Annotated in this window: 13 protein-coding genes and 1 pseudogene; 6 read left to right on the top strand and 8 right to left on the bottom strand. The window is 40.7% G+C overall.

All coding sequences use genetic code 11. The annotated features are described in order from the left end of the window. Positions 1-445: 445 nt before the first annotated feature. From DWX73_RS04810 to DWX73_RS04830, 5 genes are all read left to right on the top strand, one after another. On the top strand, positions 446-1,321 hold the full coding sequence (locus tag DWX73_RS04810; RefSeq protein WP_118347381.1) for a hypothetical protein: 876 nt from the start codon (positions 446-448) through the stop codon (positions 1,319-1,321). A gap of 172 nt (positions 1,322-1,493) precedes the next feature. Next, a complete protein-coding gene (locus tag DWX73_RS04815) occupies positions 1,494-2,174 on the top strand; it encodes a response regulator transcription factor (protein WP_118347383.1) in 681 nt (226 codons plus the stop codon). Then, positions 2,171-3,172: a sensor histidine kinase gene (locus tag DWX73_RS04820; RefSeq protein WP_118347385.1), complete on the top strand. Its 1,002-nt coding sequence runs from the start codon at positions 2,171-2,173 to the stop codon at positions 3,170-3,172. The genes DWX73_RS04815 and DWX73_RS04820 overlap by 4 nt, the downstream gene beginning before the upstream one ends. A gap of 92 nt (positions 3,173-3,264) precedes the next feature. Further along, positions 3,265-4,026: an ABC transporter ATP-binding protein gene (locus DWX73_RS04825; protein WP_118347387.1), complete on the top strand. Its 762-nt coding sequence runs from the start codon at positions 3,265-3,267 to the stop codon at positions 4,024-4,026. After that, positions 4,023-5,930: an FtsX-like permease family protein gene (locus DWX73_RS04830; protein WP_118347389.1), complete on the top strand. Its 1,908-nt coding sequence runs from the start codon at positions 4,023-4,025 to the stop codon at positions 5,928-5,930. Before DWX73_RS04825 ends, DWX73_RS04830 begins: the two co-directional genes overlap by 4 nt. Before the next feature lie 91 nt (positions 5,931-6,021). Here the strand turns inward: DWX73_RS04830 and DWX73_RS04835 are convergent, their stop codons facing one another. The 3 genes from DWX73_RS04835 to tig all read right to left on the bottom strand — a co-directional run bounded on the left by DWX73_RS04835 (position 6,022) and on the right by tig (position 9,854). Further along, entirely contained in the window at positions 6,022-6,396 is a 375-nt protein-coding gene (locus DWX73_RS04835) for a helix-turn-helix domain-containing protein (RefSeq protein ID WP_118347391.1), read from the bottom strand. A 234-nt stretch (positions 6,397-6,630) separates the two neighbouring features. Beyond that, positions 6,631-8,583: a fructose-1,6-bisphosphatase gene (locus DWX73_RS04840; RefSeq protein WP_118347393.1), complete on the bottom strand. Its 1,953-nt coding sequence runs from the start codon at positions 8,581-8,583 to the stop codon at positions 6,631-6,633. A 209-nt stretch (positions 8,584-8,792) separates the two neighbouring features. Next, positions 8,793-9,854 carry a trigger factor gene (gene tig / locus DWX73_RS04845; RefSeq protein ID WP_118347395.1) on the bottom strand — a complete coding sequence of 354 codons (1,062 nt, stop codon included), beginning with the start codon at positions 9,852-9,854 and terminating at the stop codon, positions 8,793-8,795. A gap of 226 nt (positions 9,855-10,080) precedes the next feature. Here tig and DWX73_RS04850 point away from each other — a divergent pair, with 226 nt between their 5' ends. Next, on the top strand, positions 10,081-10,527 hold the full coding sequence (locus tag DWX73_RS04850; protein ID WP_118347397.1) for a hypothetical protein: 447 nt from the start codon (positions 10,081-10,083) through the stop codon (positions 10,525-10,527). 135 nt (positions 10,528-10,662) lie between these two features. Here the strand turns inward: DWX73_RS04850 and DWX73_RS04855 are convergent, their stop codons facing one another. The 5 genes and pseudogenes from DWX73_RS04855 to DWX73_RS04875 form a co-directional block, all read right to left on the bottom strand. Next, complete coding sequence (locus DWX73_RS04855; RefSeq protein WP_118347399.1) at positions 10,663-11,139, bottom strand: DUF1934 domain-containing protein; 477 nt, start codon at positions 11,137-11,139, stop codon at positions 10,663-10,665. A 14-nt stretch (positions 11,140-11,153) separates the two neighbouring features. Next, entirely contained in the window at positions 11,154-11,981 is an 828-nt protein-coding gene (gene murI, locus DWX73_RS04860) for a glutamate racemase (protein ID WP_118347401.1), read from the bottom strand. Positions 11,982-12,154: 173 nt separating this feature from the next. Then, complete coding sequence (gene pfkA, locus DWX73_RS04865) at positions 12,155-13,129, bottom strand: 6-phosphofructokinase (RefSeq protein WP_118347403.1); 975 nt, start codon at positions 13,127-13,129, stop codon at positions 12,155-12,157. An 86-nt stretch (positions 13,130-13,215) separates the two neighbouring features. After that, positions 13,216-16,688, bottom strand: a pseudogene (locus tag DWX73_RS04870) (DNA polymerase III subunit alpha). Positions 16,689-16,697: 9 nt separating this feature from the next. Continuing rightward, positions 16,698-17,525 (bottom strand): CvfB family protein, encoded by an 828-nt coding sequence (locus tag DWX73_RS04875; protein ID WP_118347405.1) that lies wholly within the window; start codon positions 17,523-17,525, stop codon positions 16,698-16,700. Positions 17,526-17,527: the final 2 nt, after the last annotated feature.

A 17,527-nucleotide genomic window follows, 5' to 3' on the forward strand; every position in this document is an offset into this window, starting at 1 on the left:
TAGGTCGTTAGACTTTTGTGTCCAACTCGTTCTGAAATCTCTTTAAAGAAATTTTCAGGGTTGTTGTCTATTGTTTAGTTATCAAGGTTCTCTGTCGTTTGACAGCTCATCTAGTTTATCATAACCAATTTGCTTTGTCAAGAACTTTTTTTATTTTATTTTTTCAAGTTCTTGTTGTCTTTGCGACAGCTCATTTAGATTATCACATCTGTTCGACTTTGTCAACAACTTTTTTCTTTTCCAGAAAACTTTTTTTGTTGATCGGAAGCCCTGTCTTGCGACAGCTCGTTCATATTATCACTCCCAGATGCGATTGTCAACATTTTTTTGCAAAAACTTTTATTTTTTTAATTCTTAATTTTCTTCCTTCTTTCTATTTTTTCTTTTCTTTATAATCTCAAATATGTTACAATGTGCAATAACATTAGGAAAGGACAATAAATCTATGAAAAATATTATTAAAAATAATTTCAAAGCGTTGCAGATGGAACTGCGTGAACACAAGAGTTCTTTTATTGTTTATTTTGTGCTGCGCCTTCTTGTAATTATAATTATGATACTTCAAATCCTAAATCATAACTATGAAAATGTTTTCTACTGTATCCTGACGCTGCTGCTTTTGATTGTTCCAAGTTTTCTTCAGGTTCAGCTCAAAATTGAATTGCCGACAACGCTTGAGATCATCATCCTGCTCTTTATTTTTGCAGCCGAGATTCTTGGAGAAGTCAGTTCTTACTACACCCATTTTCCATATTGGGATACGATGCTCCACACATTAAACGGATTTCTGGCTGCTGCCATTGGCTTTTCTCTCGTTGATATTTTAAATCGAAATGAAAAAGCCAAGTTTGTTCTGTCTCCTTTGTATATGGCGATCGTTGCATTTTGCTTTTCCATGACAGTTGGCGTTATGTGGGAATTTTTTGAATTCTCTATGGATACTTTTTTCGGTATGGATACGCAGAAAGACGCTATCGTACATTCTATTTCCACAGTAATGCTCGATCCAACCGGCGGCACAGCTGTCCAACACATTGATAATATAAAAGAAGTGATCATCAACGGCCAGGAATTAGGACTTGGCGGCTATCTTGACATTGGTCTGAAAGATACTATGAAAGATCTTATTGTCAATTTCATCGGAGCAGTTGTATTTTCCATTATCGGTTATTTCTATGTTAAAAAACGTGGTCGCAGTAAATTTGCCAATCGCTTTATTCCAAGCTTGAAGGAAGAAGATGCCGATTTTCTTCGGCTTGTAGCGGAATCGAAAGAGGCACAAAATGAACCGCTTTCTCAAAAGACATCCGCTTCTAAATAATCTTACTAATTTTGTTCTAATCATCTCTTCTACTTTTTAACTATCGCAATTTCCTTTTTAAGTGATTGCGATAGTTTTTTTATTTTTTCGCACCTTACATTGTTGTAACATTTCCTTCTTTTTCTTTTCTTCTTTTTGTGAAACACTTATAATAGATATGAGGTGATATAACATGGATATTGAAACAACAATTATGATCGTTGAAGATGATGAGATTCTGGCAAATGAAATCCGGACCTTTCTTCTTCGCTGGGGATACTGTGCCAAAATTTGTACAGATTTTCAGAATATTACGGATACATTTCTCAACTGGAAACCTCATTTAATTCTTATGGACATTAATCTGCCGTATTATGACGGCTTTTACTGGTGCCGGATGATTCGTGAGATTTCTGACGTACCTGTGATCTATATCAGCAGCCGCAGTGATGACCGTGACAAGATTATGGCAATTGCCCAGGGCGGCGATGATTACGTGGAAAAACCATTCCATTTAGAATTGCTGAAAGCTAAGATAGAAGCAATTCTTCGCAGAACCTATCAGTACAGAATGAAAGAAGAGCATCATTTATCTTCTGAACTTTTATTTGATGCGGGAACTTCTTCTCTTCGTTTCCACGGTGCAACTATGGAGCTGACCAAATCCGAAAAAAGAATCCTCTCTGTTCTTCTGGACCACAGACCAGATATTGTCAGCAGAGATGAATTGATGATGGAACTTTGGAATACCGATGAATATGTTTCCGATGGCACATTGACTACGATGATTTCCAGATTGCGAAGTAAGATCCGGGCTTTTTGCGATCAGGACATTATCCTCACAAAGAAAGGACAGGGGTATTTTATCAAATGAAGTATCTGATTGCTTATTTCAAAAAACGCTCTTTCGTTCTGCTGCTGATCTGTTCTGTCTGCATATTTTATCATCTGTATTTTCTATGTCTTGTGACACTTGAGCAGCCGGAAGATTTGTTCTATCTCGATTTCCTTATTTTTGTTTTTCTCGTCTGCGTTGGAGTCTGGGATTTCCTGCGATTTAAGAAATTACGCCGTAATCTCGATTTCCTTCTCTCTCAAGACACTGTGATCTGGCAACCGGATTTCTCATTTGAATATGCAGACTTGATGGAACACGATGCCCGCATCTACCAGCAGCAGTATCAGGATCTTTACGAGGCTCATTGTGATCTTCAAGATTATTTCACAAAATGGTGCCATGAAGTAAAACTGCCGCTTTCTGCCGCCCGATTAATGCAGGAACGTATTTCTACTCCTGTTCTTCGCGCAGATATGAAACTGCAGCTTGAAAAAATTAACCAATATTTGAATACCGCCCTTGTCGGCTGCAAAATCCAAAGTCATCTGTATGATCTTCAGATGAAACGGGTAAATCTTGCCGACTGTGTCCGCACTTCAATCCACAATCAACAGTTTTTTCTGATTCAAAAACATTTTGAGCTGGATATCGAATACAATGATTTATCTGTATATACTGACAAAGAATGGCTTGTCTATATTCTTGATCAGCTCATCAGCAACGCAGTGAAATATACGGAAGGTCCTCCACTTCTCAAAATCCGCATGTTCTCTGAAGGTCAGCGAATTCTTCTTACTGTAGAAGATCACGGCGAAGGAATCCAGCCGGCAGATATCAGACGTATTTTTGACAAAGGATATACCGGGCAAAATCATCACAATGGGCGTTATCGTTCTACCGGCATGGGACTTTATATGACTGCACAGATGATCGAGAAACTTGGACACCGTATTCAGGCAGAGAGTGAACCGGGAATCTATACCCGCTTTACAATTACCTTTTCTGACAGCCGTGATTATTTTTATCTTACATAAAATGTAAGGCAGATGGATGTTCTGTAATGCTAATGTTAGGATTTTTCCGCTGTCTTTTTCTATAATAGCAATTGTAAGGAGGAACACACGTTATGAATGAAAAAACAGTACTTCAGATTACAAATCTGACAAAAAGTTACGGACAAAGCGGATTCCAGTCACAAATATTGAAAGGAATCAGCCTCTCTGTCATGCAGAACGACTTTATTGCCATTATGGGACCAAGCGGTTCAGGCAAAACAACTTTATTAAATATTCTTTCAACCATTGACAAACCAACACAAGGCTCTATCCTTCTGGATGGAAAAGATATTACCAAATTAAAGAACAAGGAACTCTCTCATCTTCGGCGAGATAAAATCGGCTTCATTTTTCAGGACTATAATCTTCTGGATACAATGTCACTACAGGATAATATCGCACTTCCACTGTCACTCAATGGCGTAAACAGCCGAACATGCATTGAAAAAACAACTGCATTAGCTCATATGTTCGGACTTGAAAACCATTTAAAGAAATATCCCTATCAGCTTTCCGGCGGTCAGAAACAGCGGGGTTCTGCGTGCCGCGCGCTGATTACGAATCCGGAGATCATCTTTGCCGATGAACCAACCGGCGCTCTGGATTCAAAATCGAGCAGGGATTTTCTGGAATGTCTAAAGGCGATCAATGAACACAGAAATGCTACCATTTTAATGGTAACACACGATGCCTTCAGCGCTTCCTATGCAAAAGATGTTTATATTTTAAGCGATGGCTCCATTACCTGCAGACTGACTCGCGGAAAAGACCGAAAAGAATTTTATGACCGGATCATCGATATGCAGGCCTCTATGGGAGGTGATTTCTCATGAGCATGTTCAAACTTGCTTTCATGAATTTTAAGAATAGTATGAGGAACTATCTCTCCCTCATCTTTTCTCTCGCTTTTACTGTTCTGGTATTGTATAATTTCCAGAACCTTATAAGCTCCGGTGTATTAGACCGACTTGGAACTCACAATGCCGAATATGTGGAGATGATTCTGCAGATCATTACTTTTGTCCTTGGATGCTTTATGTTCTTTTTTGTCTGGTATTCGACAAATGTTTTTTTGACAAAACGAAAAAAAGAAATTGGTATTTATATTTTTACCGGACTTACAAATGAACGGATTGGAAAATTATATGTCATCGAAACTCTGTTAATCGGAGGACTGGCATTAACGCTCGGCCTTGTCTTTGGTATTTTGACAACCCGGCTTTTCCAGATGATGATTTCAAGCCTTTCTGATCTTTCCATTCAGATTGGTTTTCAAATCTCCTTCCGCTCCATCCTAATTACTTCCGCCATTTACGGCGCAATCTATATGATCTTTGTAATCAAGGGCTATGTGAGTATTGTCAGGAGCAGCGTCCTTGATATGATTTCTGCCGCAAAACAAAATGAATACGTTCACGAACCAAAGTGCTTTTTAATTGTCAAAGCGATTCTCGGAACTGCATTAACATTATCCGGATGCCTGCTGGCAGTAAAAGAAGGCGGTATGGAAGTGATGAGAAATCTTCTTCTTTCTGTTATTTTAGTTGTCGTTGGAATTTATTTCCTCTTCGGCGGACTGATTCCTCTGATTTTTCAGACATGTTCAAAGCACAAGAAATTTCTCTATCAAAAAGAACGCTGCCTTTGGATTAACAACGTGATTTTCCGTATCCGCAAAAATTATCGTACTTATGCTATGGTAAGCGTACTGCTTTTATGCTCTGTCACAGCTTTGGCGGCTGCATTTGCGATGCAGGCCCGCTATAAAAATATTATTCATTTTCGAAACATGTACACCTATCAGGTGCTTGGGACTCAGGATGGTCTGAACAGCCAGATTCTTTCTTCGATTGAACAAGATAATGATGTGAAGCTTCACGCCGATACTCCGCTCCTTATCTTTGATCCTTCCCTGATTGAAACACTTTACAAAAACAATATTTATTCCGCTGTTCCTTATTCCCGGATAAAACAGCTGGCAAAGGAAACCGGTATTCCATTCAACCTTCCGGAACCGGCTGACAACGAATTTATTAATCTGTCAAATCCTCCGCTGATGTCGTTCATTACTGCCAAAACTGATGTTACGCTTACATTAAATCACAAAACTTATCATCAGATTGCAGAATCTTATGAACCATATCTCGGAATTTTTGAAGAACAAATGTCTTTTTATGTGATGAATGATACGGAATATGAACGGCTCCGTGCCATCGGTCAGGAAGCTTATCTATACAATTACCAGATTCATCAACCGGAACAGTACCAGGCATCTACAGATGAATTGGAATCTCTGATCGCCAGCAATCCGTCACAGCCGCTCAGCTATGTGGCTGTAGATCCGAAAAATAGCGACATTGAATGGATTAAAGTGCTATTCTCCGTCTGCCTGTTCATGTTCCTTGTATTTGTCTGCGCCAGCGGAAGTATTCTTTTTATGAAACTTTACAACGATGCTTTCGATGACCGTGCAAAGTATGAAGTACTTCAGAAACTGGGCTTCTCCAAAGAGACTCTGCGAAAAGCAATCCAAAACGAACTTCGTTTTACTTACATGGCTCCGTTTCTCGTCATGACAGCCGGATCTTATTTTGCAGTGCTCTCGCTTTCTAAAATGATGCAGACGCCACTGTTTTCAATTAATCTGCTCAGTGTTTTATTTATCTTTATTATTTTATATTTTTGCTACCGTATTTCGATTGTTATTTACATCAGAAACAGTCAGATCCGAAGCTGACATCAAAAAAAGCCGCCCATAGAAAGCTGAAAGAAATATTATATTTCCTGCTTATAGCTATCTATGCAGCGGCTTTTATCTTCATATAGTCTTATTGATTTTTTTTCGCTCTTGATCGCTCCAGACCTTCCAACATCCGATCATACTCAATATTTGCAATGGATTCCACTACGAATTTACCATGATCATTCAGCAGCCGATATTTTCTAAGGAGTTCGAATTCCGTTTCTGTCATTCCATTTCTCTCTCGTTTGAGCACCTCAAGATCAATTACATCCTGATACAGGTAATTTGCATCACATTGAAGTACGTTCAATATGCGGCTTAGTTTTTCCGGATTTGGATATGTCCGTTCCAGTTCATATCCACTGATTGTCTGTTTTGACACTCCAATTTGCTCTGCTAACTCCATACTTGACATTCCAAGCTCCGCTCTTCTGTCCCTTATTCTTTTTCCAATTCCCATTTTATGTCCTACTTTCCCGTATTTTTATCTTCAAAAATACGATATTTGTTGTCTTATATAGAATATTGTTGACAATTTTATCCAAATCATGTAAGCTTCATAGCAGATAGTTGTACAAACATTACAGGAGGCGGCACCCATGAACTATAAAGAAGCAATCATAAAAATGATTCAAACACTCAATGATGAAACCACACTCAAACTGATCTATCATTTCCTTACCAGCTTTATTTCTTAAACTTTTTCTGCAATCTTACCAGAACGATACGCATCCAGAAGCTGTTCCAGATCCTTAATCTGTTCTTTTAATTCTAATCCTATGTCCGTATTTGCTACCAGTTTTCGCTGCGCTGCACGCTTCACAAGAAATGTATCCGAATGAATATCACTCTCTTTCTCAATCGCTGCCTCTAACGATTCAAATGGTTCATGGGCCGCAAGAATTAACCCATAAGAATTATAAATCAGTGTATATCCGGCCAATCCTGTCTCCTTCTGGTATGCCTTTGCAAATCCTCCGTCAATCACAAGAACTTTTCCGCCGCATTTGATCGGGCTTTCTCCATCTTTACGTTTCACAGGAACATGTCCGTTTACAATATGACTCGTCTTTGTATCCAACCCAAAGTCTTCCAGAATACCATTCATTACTTCTTCATTTTCAAGAAATTCATAATAAGGATTTTTATTTTCTTTATGTGTATCCTTCTCTGCCAGAAAATACCGCTCAAATGTAGCCATCTTATCTTTTCCAAACAACGGTGAATCCGGATGCAGCCAAATATACCACATCATATCTCTTCCTATTTTCCGCTCATGCTCATCTACAGCAAAAAACCCTTTCCGCACATAGATTTCCAACGCTTCATAAAGCCCTTTTCCTTTATAACTTTTTCCGTGAATTTTAACTTCTTTCAAGCTTCCGTCTGCATTCAATGGCACACAGCCATGATACAGTAAATTACCATTATAAACTTTATAAAGGCTTCCTTTCGTCAGAAGAAACTTCATATGATCCTGCAACTTCTCACAGTGCATAAATGCTTTCTCAAGCCGATCCATAATATCCTGTTCTTCCGCCGTCAAACGATACGGCGCCTTTGGATCAATCGTTGGGAAATTCTTATCCAGAAGTTCCAGCTCTCTTTCCCCAATCCGGATAGTTCCTTTCTCATAATCAATCAGGTGCAGCAGCCTCCTGTTCTCCATATGAAATCCTGGATTACGCTGAATCAGCTGTCCTTCCAGTTTAAATTGAATGATAGAAATTGCTTTATGCATTTTAATATCATTTTCAATCTCTGCTGAATTATAACTGGAAAATCCCTTTAATTTAAAGCAGCTGCATGGATCATCTTTGTAAGTATTGACAGCAAATGTTGCAAGCGGCAGCAAATTAATTCCATATCCATCTTCCAGAATATCCAGATTACCGTAACGGGCGCAAATCCGTATCACATTGGCAATGCAGGAACGCTGTCCTGCTGCTGCTCCCATCCATAGTACATCGTGATTGCCCCACTGAATATCAAGCGAATGATACTTCTTTAATTTGCTCATAATAATATGCGGTCCCGGTCCTCTGTCATAGATGTCTCCAACAATATGGAGATGATCCACAACAAGACGCTGGATCAATTCACTCATTGCGATAATAAATTCCTCTGCCCGGCCGATGCGGATAATCGTTTCTACAATGGAATTGTAGTAGAATTCTTTGTCCGCTGCCTCCGACTTCTCTGTAATCAGCTCTTCGATCACATATGCAAAATCTTTCGGAAGTGCTTTTCGTACTTTGCTTCTCGTATACTTACTCGCCGCACATTTGCAGATTTCAATCAGACGATAAAGTGTAATCTTGTACCAGTCTTCCATATCTGTCTCTGTTTTTGCAATGCTTTCCATTTTTTCTTTCGGATAATAGATCAAAGTAGCGAGAGATTTCTTATCCTTTGCACTGAGTGTCGTTCCAAATACTTCATCGACCTTCCTGCGCACAGAACCGGAGCCATTCTTCAGCACATGAGCAAAAGCTTCATATTCTCCGTGAATATCCGTCAGAAAATGTTCTGTTCCTTTCGGAAGGTTCAGTATCGCCTGCAGATTGATCATCTCTGTCGATGCAGATGCAATTGATGGATACAGTTCTGCCAGCCGCTCCAGGTATTTCATTTCCAGTTCTTTCATTGTCTTCCTCCTGAAATCGAAATGCTTTTATTCTGTTTTTAATACTTTTGGGATGCTTCCCACCGTTTCTCTCTGTTTCTAAGAATAAGAAACAGATATCTGCTTATAGCATACCATAAACTCAATAATTATCAATCAAAAAAGAATGGTCCGGAAACTTACTTTGTTTTCAGACCATTCTTTTTTATGAAATACCTTTGCATTTTCTTTTATTTTGACGTTTTCTCCACCGGCTTGCAGTTATCTGCCACCCATGTCTTAACTGTACTCAGATGGATATCCGCCAGAAGTGCATCCTCGCCAATCGACTCTTTCATAGCATCAACTGACTCAAATCCGAATTTTTCTTTGTACTCTTTCATCACGTTATCCAGTTCTTTTTCACTTAATTCCAGCTTTTCCTTTTTCATGATCAGATCCACTGCCAATGATTGTTTTACTGTCTGCTTTGCAACTTTTTCTGCCTCAGATTCAAAAGTTTCTTCTGTCATTCCGTTCATTGCCTGAGAAAGAAAATCAGCAAATTCCAAACCATTCATCTCCGCAAGCTGTTTGTACTGGGCAACTAATGCTTCTTTCTGCTCCTGCACCTGTTTTTCCGGGTATTTCTTTACTTCTGTATTATCTAATACGACCTGCCATGCATTGTTCTCCAAAGAAGTTCTGGCAGCTTCTTCATTTTTTTCTTTCAGTTCTTTTTTAATATTCTTTTTAAATTCTTCTACTGTCTTAGCATCTTCTGACACATCCTGTACAAACTGATCATTCAGTTCCGGAAGCGTATATGTTGTAATAGAATTGATTGTAATGGCAAATACCGCAGGCTTTCCGGCAAGCTCCGGTGTATAGCTCTCCGGAAATGTCAGGTTAAGCTCAAAACTTTCTCCAACACTATGTCCGATCAGTCCTTCTTCAAATCCCGGAATCATGCGCCCGCTTCCGATCTCAACATCCAATGTACCGGAATCGAACTCTTCTCCTTCGCTTGTTCCTGTATAGTTGATTGACACCGTATCTCCGCTCTGAACCGGACGATCTGCCGCATCATTCACGATTCTGTTTGCATACAGTACAGACTGAATCTCTGCATCCACGTTTTCTTCTGTTACTTCAGCAATTTCTGCTTTCTCTGCTTCAACACCTTTATACTGTGAAATCTTAATATTATCATTTGACAATTCTTTTGAACCGCTTAATTTACTGCAGCCTGCCAAAGAGGAAAGCACCATAGCGCCGGCAAGAACTGCTATCAACTTTTTCTTCATATTCATACCTCAATCTTCCTAATAATTCTGTCTGCTGCACGCTTTCTTACAGACATGCTTTGTTACAGACACTCTTTCATTTATAACACATTTCTTTCACAAATAAAAGGGATTTATCCTTTTTTCACAGAAGATTCATTTTCGCTTGCACTTCCCAGGTAACAATGATACAATACAATCGTTATACATAAGTATATACAGAATCAGAATCTAAAAATGAGGAGGGATACTTTTGTCTTTATTTGCTAAAATCATGCTGATTATCCTGATCGTTATGATCGTTGTTTTAGTTGTCTTATATTTTCTTGGAAAGAAAGCTGAGAAGAAGCAGGCAGAACAGCAGGAAAAGCTGGATGCTATCAAGCAGAACGTCACGATGCTGATCATTGATAAGAAACATATGAAGCTCAAAGAAGCAGGATTTCCTGCCGCTGTAGTGGAGAATACTCCAAAGTATCTCCGCCGCTCCAAAGTACCGGTCGTAAAGGCCAAGATCGGACCTAGAATCATGACTATGATGTGTGATGAAAAGATCTTCGAGAACATTCCGGTAAAAAAAGAAGTAAAAGCTGTTATCAGCGGTATTTACATTACTTCTGTCAAGGGGCTTCGCGGACCACTGGAAGCGCCGCCGAAGAAAAAGAAATTTTTCGACCGCTTCAAAAAGAATAATAAATAAACTTTCAAACTGTGTTTACAGTATGTATAAAAAGAGACAGAAACTTTCGGGTAATCAATATTCCCGCAATAGCTTCTGTCTCTTTTCTTCTTCCATTTTCAGCTCTGTGCTTCCAATTCCGGAATACGCCGGCTTCTACTGCCAGTCTGTCTCCGTTACCGGAAATTCTTTTACCTCTTTTGATTGTACTGTAATTCGGATCTCACAATCTGCTATCGGATCATGATTCACATCTAATCCATATTCAATCAAAATCCTGATAAAATTCTCTGTCTCTTCCACTTGAACTTCCGTTGTGTGAATTCCTACAAGCATTTTTCCGTAGGGCGTGTCATAATAAGTCATGCTGTCTTTCCCTTTGCAGAAAAGCATATGGGTATTGACATTACCACTCTTCAAAATTTCAATTGTATTTGCATCCGTTACTTTAATCTTATTCTTTGTAACTCCCGGAAAGCCTTCTGTAACTTCCTCGTAAATGAGGTAATGTTTCCCGTTTTTGTAGAAATAGCTAGCAGGAGTAACGACTTCAATTGGTTCATCCTCTGTATCCTCTCTTGGAACAACGTCTGTCTGCAGTCCGGAAATGGTCACTAATACATCTCTTGTCATAAAATTGCTCTCTCCTAATATTCTTCAATACTGATCTGCTTTGTTGTATCAATCTCACACGGCCAGATTGTTCCCGCAAACTGACGGAATTTTTCTGCGGCATCACTCACATAAAAATCATATTCTGCATGTGCCCCTTCCGAGACATCCTTTGCGATCTGTTTCTCTTCTAAAAGCTGTTTCAGATTCATTGCTGTCTCGTAAGCCGGATTCACAATATTGACTTCTTCTCCCATATAAGCACGGATTCCGGAACGGAGCAGCGGGTAGTGAGTACAGCCAAGGATCAACGTATCAATATCTGATTCTTTCATTGATTTCAGATAGTATTCAATGATTTCTTCTGTAACGTGATGCTTTGCAAATCCTTCCTCTACAAGCGGAACAAATAGCGGACAGGCTTTCCCTGTCACCTCAACATCCGGTTCCATTTCCTTCATCACTTTCGTATACATCTCGCTTCGAATCGTTGCCTCCGTACCGATTACCCCGATCTTCTTTGTCCGCGTTGCCTGAAGCGCAGACTTAGCTCCCGGCACAACAACTCCCAGCACCGGAATATCCGTCTCATTCCGTACAATGTCAAGCGCCAGCGCACTTGCTGTATTGCATGCAATTACGATTGCCTTCACATCTTTCGTCTGAAGAAATCGAACAATTTGTCTGGAATACCGGATAATATTATCTTTTGATTTGCTTCCATATGGCACTCTTGCCGTATCGCCAAAATATACAATATCTTCCTTTGGGAGCTGGCGCATGATCTCTCTTGCTACAGTCAGACCTCCGACACCGGAATCAAAGACGCCGATCGGTGCATATTTTCTGTCATCTATATTCACAATCTAACTCTCCTTTTCAAGTCTACCTATTTTATTGTACTCACTCCGCCAGAACTTTTCAAGAGAAAAAAACAGACAGAAAATTTCCCGTGAACACATCACAGTCCTTTTCTGCCTGCATTTTCTATTTTCAATAGCTGATTCCCCAGCTCTTTCTCAAACGGCTCAATCTCTTATAATGCAAGAGCTTTCGCAACCTGATACTGATATTCCGGAATCTCTTTACTCATCTGAAGGGCTTCATTGATATCAAAGTCCACATATTCTCCATGTCGATATCCTACTACGCGGTTTGTCTTGCCTTCCAAAAGCAGATCAACCGCCTTACTTCCCATAATGGATGCATACACACGGTCTTTACATGTCGGACTTCCGCCGCGCTGCATGTGTCCGAGAACAGTTGCTCTTGTCTCCATGCCTGTTGCCTCTTCAATACGTTTCGCCATATTGATTGTATCGCCGATTCCTTCTGCATTAATAATGATATAATGCTTCTTACCGCGCTCACGGCTCGCAATAATATCTTTGATGATCTTTTCCTCATCATAATCATGTTCTTCCGGCATGATAATGCGTTCTGCACCATTGGCAATTCCACACCACAATGCAAGCCATCCCGCATCACGTCCCATAACTTCAATCACACTGCATCTCTCATGAGATGTGGAAGTATCACGCACTTTATCAATCGCTTCCATAGCTGTATTTACCGCTGTATCAAATCCAATTGTATACTCTGTACATGCAATATCCAAGTCGATTGTTCCCGGAATTCCGATTGTATTTACTCCCAGATATGCAAGTTTCTGTGCTCCCGCAAAGGAACCGTCTCCGCCAATTACTACAAGTCCGTCAATTCCGTATTTCTTACAGATTCCCGCTGCTTTTCTCTGACCTTCTTCTGTTCTCATCTCCGGACAGCGCGCTGTCATCAGCATTGTTCCGCCTCTATGGATGGTATCTGACACATCCCTGGCTGACAGCTCAATGATCTCTTCATTTAAAAGTCCTGCGTAGCCTCTTCTGATTCCAACAACATTCAGTCCTTTTCCAAGTGCCGTTCTTACAACTGCACGAATAGCAGCATTCATTCCAGGTGCATCTCCACCGCTTGTTAAAACTCCAATTGTTCTCAATTTGCGTGTCATAGTTTTCCCTCCATTGTGATATCAACAATATCTATCTTCTTCACATTTCGACATTATTTTAACATTTCGAATAGATTGTACATGATTTAGTACATCTTTTCAATAGGTTTTTCTACAACTTTTACACAGCTTTTGCCATAGTAATTTGACAATATGCTTAAAAGCCCATCATTTACCTTGATATTTCTATTTGCCGGAAGCCGTTTGATCGCTTTTTCTGCCCGGCAGTAGATGACAACGCTGTCTTTCCCTTCGGATTCTTTCAATAGGTCATACAGTTCTCTCTCTCGTCTCAAAAAAGTCTGTTTATCTTCAAATTGAATCCAAAGTTCACATCGCGTCTCCTCAAACGGCACGATCGACTCACAGATCAGCTTGCTCGGACGGTCATCTTCTTCCACAGCCCGGCCCTGCACAAATACCTTTGCATCTTCATTCAGATATTCCCGATTCTTCTCATAGTCTCTTGGAAATACCACTACTTCTACTGTACCGAGAAGATCTTCGATCGTCAGAAATGCCATCGTCTGATTCTTCTTTGTATATTTAATCGTCTTGCCGACGATCATTCCGCCAATAATTTCTTTGGCTCCATCGGATACTTTCGTTCGTCCTGTCTCTTCGTCCATCTGGAAATCGAGAGTGGTAGCTGAAATACTCTTTCGCCACTTTTCTTCATATTCTTCCAGCGGATGTCCTGTCAGATACACGCCAAGTACTTCTTTTTCAAATGCAAGCTTTGTCTCTTTTTGATATTCTCCTACCGGTGGAAGGGCAATATCGAATTCCTTCTTCTGCTCTTCACTTACAATATCAAATAACGACAACTGTCCTGTCATCGAATATTTCCGCTCCTGATTTACCTGCTCAAGAATTTGGAGATAAATCACCATATACTGTTTTCTCGTTCCTCCGAGACTGTCGAGCGCTCCTGATTTGATCAGATTTTCAATTGTTCTCTTATTGACATCCTGTCCGCTCATTCGCTCAATGAAATCTTTCAGGTTTTTAAATCTGCCTCTGGATTCCCGTTCACGGATAATCGATTCAATGACCGGACGTCCAATACTCTTGATTGCTCTCAGACCATAACGGATATTTCCTCCATCTGCCGAGAAGCTTCCCTCTCCCACATTAATATCCGGAGGCAGAATTTCAATTCCCATCTGCCGGCTTGCATAAATATACTCCGTAACCTTTCCCGGATTATCAATCACAGAAGTCATCAAAGCTGCCATAAATTCCACCGGATAATAATATTTCAAATAAGCTGTCTGATAGGAAACAACAGCATAGGCTGCTGCATGGGATTTATTAAATGCATATTTGGCGAAATCAATCATTTCATCATAAATCTTATTCGCAGTTTTCTCATCAATTCCATTTGCAATACAGCCCGGAACGCCTTCTTCTTGATTTCCATAGACGAAATTCTGCCGTTCCTTTTCCATGACATCGCCTTTTTTCTTAGACATTGCTCTTCGTAACAAATCGCTCCGTCCCAGCGTATAACCTGCCAGATCCCGCACAATCTGCATTACCTGCTCCTGATAAACAATACATCCGTAAGTCGGAGCCAGAATCGGTTCCAGCTGTGGGCAGTCATATGTGACAGAGGCAAAATCATTTTTCCCTTTAATATACTGCGGAATAAAGTCCATCGGTCCCGGACGATATAAGGAAATCCCCGCAATGATATCTTCCAGATTATTTGGCTTTAGCTCTTTCATAAAGTTCTTCATACCGCCGCTTTCCAACTGGAAGACGCCCTCTGTCTTTCCCTGACCGATCATTCCGAGTACATTCGGATCGTTGTAATCAATCTGATCCATATCCAGTTTCTTTCCACTGCTCTTCTCAGCAAGAAGCACTGCATTCTGGATAACGGTAAGTGTTCGCAGACCAAGAAAATCCATTTTCAAAAGCCCCAGCTGTTCAAGCGTTGTCATTGTAAACTGCGCCACAACAGAACCATCTGCGCCGAGTGACAGCGGAACATATTCATCCACTGATTTCTGACTGATTACAACACCTGCTGCATGCATAGAAGTATGTCTTGGAAGTCCTTCCAGCCTTCGCGACATATCGATCAGTTCTTTGACCTGTGGATTTTCTTCATAGGCTTTTTTCATTTCCGGATTATTCAATGCCTTATCAAGTGTAATATTTAGTTCTTTTGGCACAAGTTTGGCAATGGAATCTACAAAAGCATATGGAAGATCCATAACTCTTCCAACATCCCGAATGACTCCCCGCGCTGCCATCGTACCGAAAGTAACAATCTGGACAACCCGATCGGCACCGTATTTTTCTACAACATAGTCAATGACTTCCTGACGCCGTTCAAAACAGAAATCCACGTCAATATCCGGCATAGACACTCGTTCCGGATTCAGAAACCGCTCAAAGAGCAGCTGATACCGGATTGGATCTATCGTAGTGATTCCAAGACAGTAGGACACGATGCTTCCCGCTGCCGAGCCACGGCCCGGACCTACTTTAATCCCGTGGTCTTTGGCATATTTAATAAAATCCCATACAATCAGAAAATAATCCACATACCCCATTGTTCGGATTACCTCTAACTCATAGTTAAGCCGGTCCCGCAGTTCCTGATCCGGAGCTTCATAAAGCCGCTCCAACCCCTCAAAGCATAGTTTATTCAGATATTCCCATGACGTATATCCTTCCGGCACATCATATTTCGGGAGCTTCGTTACGCCGAACTCAATCGTCACTTCACATCGATCTGCAATTTTCTGCGTATTCTCTAATGCCTGAAGCGCATATGGAAAGAGCGCTTTCATTTCTTCCGGAGACTTTACATAGTACTGTCCTCCTTCGTAACGCATCCGATCTTCATCTGCCAGTTTTTTCCCTGTCTGAATACAAAGAAGAATATCATGAGCCTTCTCATCTTCCGCATAAGTGTAGTGAACATCGTTTGTCGCCACAAGAGGGATTCCTGTCTCTTCTGACAGGCGAAGCTGTCTCTGGTTTACCGTTGCCTGTTCTGAAAGACCATGATCCTGCAGCTCCAGGAAAAAATTTCCTTTACCGAAAATCTCTTCATACTGAAGCGCCGCCTTTTTGGCTTCATGATACATGCCGCGCAACAGATTTTTCTGTACTTCTCCTGCCAGGCAGGCGCTAAGAGCAATAATCCCCTCATGATATTCCCGCAATACCTCCAGATCCACACGCGGTTTATAATAATAACCTTCCACAAATCCTTTTGACACAATCTTCATAAGATTCTGATAACCTGTATTATTTTCCGCCAGAAGCACAAGGTGATAATATCGGTCCTCTCCGCTTCCTCCCGCCTCTTTCTCAAAGCGTGAACCCGGCGCCACATAAACTTCGCATCCGAGGATTGGTTTAATCCCCTGGCTTTTGCCTCCCGATAGAAATCAATTACCCCGAACATGACGCCGTGGTCTGTAATTGCCGCACTGTTCATGCCAAGTTCCTTGACTCTGGAAACATATTCTTTTATTTTATTGGAACCGTCCAGCAGACTGTACTCTGTATGGACATGTAAATGTGCAAAATTCATCTCAACCTCTTATTTCGTCGTAATCTTCTGTTCTCCGATTTCTATTTTTCCTGCTTTCAGAAGACGTCCTACCGCTCTCTTAAAAGCTGCTTTGCTCATTCCAAACTCTCTCTTGATGATCTCTGGATCTGCCTTATCTGTAAATGGGAGCATACCGTTTTGCGATTTCATTTTTTCATAAATCATCTCCGCATCCGCATCCATCTGAACAAATGCCTTTTCGCGCAGACTCAGATCCAGTTTGCCATCTTCTTTGACTGACGTAACACGAGCATGGACGATTGTTCCAACCGGTATTTCACGGAATAATTCCCGTCGCGGAATCAGAGCTGAAAATTGATTATCTACTGCAACAAATGCGCCGAACTGCTGGCTTGTCTCATACACGATTCCTGTTACCATATCATCTTTCTTATATTCGGAATCTTTTCGGAGCAATTCATATACCCGCATCGTTGCACATAATCTCTGGCTTTTGTCCACATACAGTGTCACAAGACATTTATCGCCTTTTTTGACACGGCTTGTCTGCTCCTTGAATGGAAGAAAAAGATCTTTTTCCAGTCCCCATTTCAAAAATGCCCCGTATTTACCGGTTTCTGCCACTTCTAAAACCGCCAGCTCTCCCAGTGTAAGCAATGGTTCATTGGTTGTCGCAATCAGGCGATCCTGAGAATCTTTATAGAGAAAGACTTCCACCGGATCTCCCGGTTCTGCTCCTTCCGGCACCTGTTTTTTCGGCAAAAGCACTTTTTCTTTCTCTGTCCCGAGATAGACACCAAATTCCACCTGTTTTACAATTGTCAATACTTGTTTTTTCCCTAATGTTAATTCCATCT

The sequence above is a fragment of the Coprococcus sp. AF21-14LB genome (assembly GCF_003458885.1).
GTDB lineage: Bacteria > Bacillota > Clostridia > Lachnospirales > Lachnospiraceae > UBA9414.